Source organism: Actinosynnema sp. NPDC023658 (assembly GCF_040639995.1).
GTDB lineage: Bacteria > Actinomycetota > Actinomycetes > Mycobacteriales > Pseudonocardiaceae > Actinosynnema.
On the sequence record NZ_JBFAAX010000512.1, the window covers coordinates 1 to 4,255 of the forward strand.

At 72.2% G+C, this 4,255-nt stretch carries 3 protein-coding genes and 1 pseudogene; 2 read left to right on the top strand and 2 right to left on the bottom strand.

Going from position 1 to position 4,255, the window contains the following annotated elements:
• Nucleotides 1-193 precede the first annotated feature (193 nt).
• Both AB0G02_RS30130 and AB0G02_RS30135 read right to left on the bottom strand, forming a co-directional pair.
• Nucleotides 194-1,999 (bottom strand): S8 family serine peptidase, encoded by a 1,806-nt coding sequence (locus AB0G02_RS30130; RefSeq protein ID WP_360800589.1) that lies wholly within the window; start codon nucleotides 1,997-1,999, stop codon nucleotides 194-196.
• Nucleotides 2,000-2,183: 184 nt separating this feature from the next.
• Nucleotides 2,184-2,660 (bottom strand): MarR family transcriptional regulator, encoded by a 477-nt coding sequence (locus AB0G02_RS30135; protein ID WP_360800592.1) that lies wholly within the window; start codon nucleotides 2,658-2,660, stop codon nucleotides 2,184-2,186.
• A gap of 126 nt (nucleotides 2,661-2,786) precedes the next feature.
• Between AB0G02_RS30135 and AB0G02_RS30140 the strand changes: the two genes are divergently transcribed.
• Both AB0G02_RS30140 and AB0G02_RS30145 read left to right on the top strand, forming a co-directional pair.
• Nucleotides 2,787-3,707: an ABC transporter ATP-binding protein gene (locus tag AB0G02_RS30140; protein WP_360800595.1), complete on the top strand. Its 921-nt coding sequence runs from the start codon at nucleotides 2,787-2,789 to the stop codon at nucleotides 3,705-3,707.
• Nucleotides 3,704-4,255 (top strand): annotated as a pseudogene (locus AB0G02_RS30145) (ABC transporter permease); the annotation flags it as partial. The gene AB0G02_RS30140 and the pseudogene AB0G02_RS30145, both read left to right, overlap by 4 nt.

Genomic DNA, 4,255 nt, shown 5'->3' on the forward strand with positions numbered 1-4,255 from the left:
GCCGCGCGCGCTGGCGGCGCTGGACGCGTGGGCGGCGGAGGCCCTGTCGACCGGCGGCTCGGACGCCACCGGCCCGACCCTGTTCCGGGCGGCGGTCGACTCGCTGCTGGGCGTGGAGCTCTGACCCTCGGGGACCCGACGCGGCGGGGCTGCCTCCTCGCAGGAGGGGACGGCCCCGCCGGTCACGTCACGCTCAGACGTCGAGCGTCCAGCTGTTGAGGTAGCCCGTGTCCAGGGAGGCCTGGTCGCGGACGCGCAGCTTCCAGGTGCCCGCGGCGGCCTCGGAGGAGGCGTTCACGGTGAAGCTGCGGGTGATGTTGTCGGTGCTGCCGCCGCTGCGGTTGTGCAGGTTGTAGACCGAGCCGTCCGGCGCGACCAGGTCCACGACCAGGTCACCGATGTAGGTGTGCCGGATGTCGACCTGCACGGTCGTGGTGGCCGAGGCGTTGCCGGCGCAGGTCAGCGCGATCGAGCTGCTGACGTCGGAGTTGTCCCCGATCGTCACGTCGGTGTCGTTGGTGACCGGGTCGCAGCCGCTGCCGACGGCCGTGACGGTCCACGAGAACGCGGTGCTGCCGGTGCGCGACGCCGAGTCGGTCGCCGTCACGGTCACCGAGTAGGTGCCCGTGGTGGTCGGCGTGCCGCTGATCAGGCCCGAGGAGCTGATCGACAGGCCGGGCGGCAGACCCGTGGCGGAGAACGCGTACGGCGCGGTGCCGCCACTGGCGGACAGCTGGAGGCTGACCGCGGTGCCGACGGTGGTCGACTGGTTGCCCGGGTTGGCCACGCTCGGGCCGCCGGGGGTCGCCGTGCCGGTGAACAGCAGCTTGTTGGGCGAGCCGGTGCCGGGGCTGGTGATCTTGTCGGAGGTGGCGGCGGCGACGATCGCCGCGTTCACCGTCGGCGGGGTGGCCGTCGGGTTGTCCGCCAGGTACAGCGCCGCGGCGCCCGCGACGTGCGGCGACGCCATCGACGTGCCGCTGATGGTGTTGGTGGCGGTGTCGTCGGTGTTCCACGCCGAGGTGATGTTCTGGCCCGGCGCGAAGAGGTCGGTGCAGGTGCCGAAGTTCGAGAACGAGGCGCGCGCGTCGGTGTTGGTCGACGCGTTCACGCTCAGCGCCTCCGCGACGCGTGCGGGGGAGTAGTTGCACGCGTTGGCGTTGGAGTTGCCCGACGCCAGCGCGTAGGTGACGCCCGAGGCGACGGAGTTGCGCACCGCGGTGTCCAGGGCGGTGTCGACGCCGCCGCCCAGCGACATGTTCGCGACCGCGGGCTTGACGGCGTTCTGGGTGACCCAGTCCACGCCGCTCACGACGCCCGCCGTGGTGCCGGAGCCGGAGCAGTTGAGGACCTTGACGGCGATCAGGCGGACGCCCTTGGCGACGCCGTGGGCGGTGCCGCCGACGGTGCCGGAGACGTGGGTGCCGTGGCCGTTGCAGTCGGTGTTGTTGGTGTCGACGGTGTTGGTGCCCCAGGTGGCCCGGCCGCCGAAGTCCTGGTGGGTGGTCCGGATGCCGGTGTCGATGATGTACGCCCGCACGTTGCTCGCGGTCGTCGAGTAGTTGTAGGCGTTGTCCAGCGGCAGGTCGCGCTGGTCGATCCGGTCGATGCCCCACGACGGGGGGTTCTGCTGGACGGCGTCGAGCGAGACCGGCAGGTCGGCCTGCACGAACGCGACCCGCGGGTCGGCGGCGAGCCGCCTGGCCTGCGCCGCGGACATGGTGGCGTGGAAGCCGTTGAGCGCGTGCCGCCAGGTCGTGCGGACCTGGCCGCCGTACTTGTCGGTGAGCGCGGACGCGGTCGACGCGGACGCCGATCGGGGTGACGCGGCCTCGTCGAGGGCCACGATGTAGGAACCGGGGACGGCGTCGGCTCGTTCCGCGCCGAGCACGTCGCCCTCGGCGGCGGCCACTCCGGCCTGCGACAGGGCCAGCGCGGCGGCCGACACGGCGGCCAGGCCGAGCACGGCCAGTCTTCTGGTGGTGCGGGCGTCTCCCATGACAGGGTTCTCCCTTGTGGGCAGGGCTGCGCGACCGTGCCGGGCGGGTGCGCCGGTCGGTCGGCGGTGCAGGGGATGGGACGTCCGCGCGAACGGGGTGGAGCGACCTGGTCACTTGCATGGTCGGGACAAAACCGACCCGCCAGTAGCGCCGTTAGTCGTAACTGGGTCGAATCACGATCGATCAGGACTGATCAGCGGAGCGGTCCTCGCCCAGGTGCTCGTCGCGGTACGCCCGCCAGTGCGCCAGCAGGTTCGGCAGCTCGGCGTGGATGAACCGGAAGAACATCAGCATCTCGACGACGCGCCTGCCTGCGGGCGTCTGCTCGCCCAGCACCCCGATGCCCTCCTTGAGGGGGCCCTCCCAGCGGCGGAGCATCTCGTCGCGGCGGAACAGGGCCTCGTACCAGACGTCGTCGAACACCCGGTAGAGGTCGCGGCGCGAGCCCGCGGCCCGCTCGCGGCTGACCAGGTTGACCTGGGCGAGGTAGCGGACCGCGCCGGAGATCGCGGCGGGGGAGACGCGCAGCAGGTCGGCCAGCTCCGCGGCGGTCATCTCGCCGGAGTCGCTGGCGAGCAGGGCGACGAAGACCCTCGACGGCATCCTCGGCAGACCGGACTCGGTGAACACCGCCGAGAAGCGCTCGATGAAGCGCAACACCGCCTGATCGTCACGCTCACCCACGTGTGTCACCGCCGGATCATCCCTTCGTGGCCCTTCGGACGGGTGGCAGTTTATACGCTTCCTTAACTTCACGACTTTGTGAAATCGCTGTAACTTCTGGTCATGACTGCTGCGATATCCATGTCGGGCCTGGTCAAGACGTTCGGCCCGACGCGTGCACTGGACGGTCTCGACCTGACCGTCCGCCAGGGGGAGGTGCACGGCTTCCTCGGCCCGAACGGGGCGGGCAAGTCGACGGCCATCCGGGTCCTGCTGGGGCTGCTGCGGGCCGACGCGGGATCGGCGTCGCTGCTGGGTGGCGACCCGTGGCGGGACTCCGCCGCGCTGCACCGCAGGTTGGCCTACGTGCCCGGTGACGTGAGCCTGTGGCCGAACCTGACCGGTGGCGAGGTGATCGACCTGCTGGGCAGGCTGCGCGGCGGGCTCGACGAGAAGCGCCGGGCCGAGCTGCTGGAGCGCTTCGAGCTGGACCCGCGCAAGAAGGGCCGCACCTACTCCAAGGGCAACCGGCAGAAGGTGGCGCTGGTCGCCGCGCTGGCCTCGGACGTGGAGCTGCTGATCCTGGACGAGCCGACCTCCGGCCTGGACCCGCTGATGGAGGCCGTGTTCCAGGAGTGCGTGCACGAGCTGCGCGGCGAGCGGACCGTGCTGCTGTCCAGCCACATCCTGGCCGAGGTCGAGGCGCTGTGCGACCGGGTCAGCATCATCCGCAACGGCCGCACGGTCGAGACCGGCACCCTGGCCGACCTGCGCCACCTCACCCGCACCAGCGTGTCGGCCGAGCTCGTGGGCGTGCCGGACGGGCTGCCCGGCCTGCCCGGCGTGCACGACCTGGTGGTGGAGGGGCAGCGGGTGCGGTTCGAGGTCGACACCGACCGGCTGGACGGCGCGCTGCGGGCGTTGGTCGGCAGCGGCGTCCGCACGTTGACCAGTCAGCCGCCCACGCTGGAGGAGCTGTTCCTGCGCCACTACGAGGACGAGCTGCCCGCGCGCCGCGAGGCCGACGGGGCGGTGTCGTCGTGACCGGGCTCGGCGCGCTGGTGCGCCTGGCGCTGCGCCGCGACCGGCTGCTGCTGGTCGTGTGGCTGATCGGCCTGGTCGGCATCACGCTGTCCACCGCGTCGACCGTGGGCGAGCTGTACGGGACGGTGGAGGCGCGGCAGCAGCTGGGCGCGACGGCGGGCGGCAACCCGGCGTTCCTGGCGATCCTCGGCCCGCTGTACGACGCGTCGACGACCGGCGGCGTCCTGGCCTGGCGGTGGGGCGTGTTCGGCGCGCTGCTGGTCGGCCTGATGAGCATGTTCCTGGTCACCCAGCACACCAGGGCGGAGGAGGAGACCGGCCGGCTGGAGCTGATCGGCTCGGCCGTCGTCGGGCGGCACGCGCCGCTGGCCGCCGCCGTGGTGGTGGCGCTGCTCGCGAGCACGGTGATCGGCCTGCTCGTCGCGCTCGGCCTGGCCGGTCTGGGCGAGTCGACGGCCGGGTCGTTCGCGTTCGGCCTCGCGTTCGCCTCGGTCGGGTGGGTGTTCACCGGCGTCGGCGCGGTCGCCGCGCAGCTGTCGGAGAGCGCC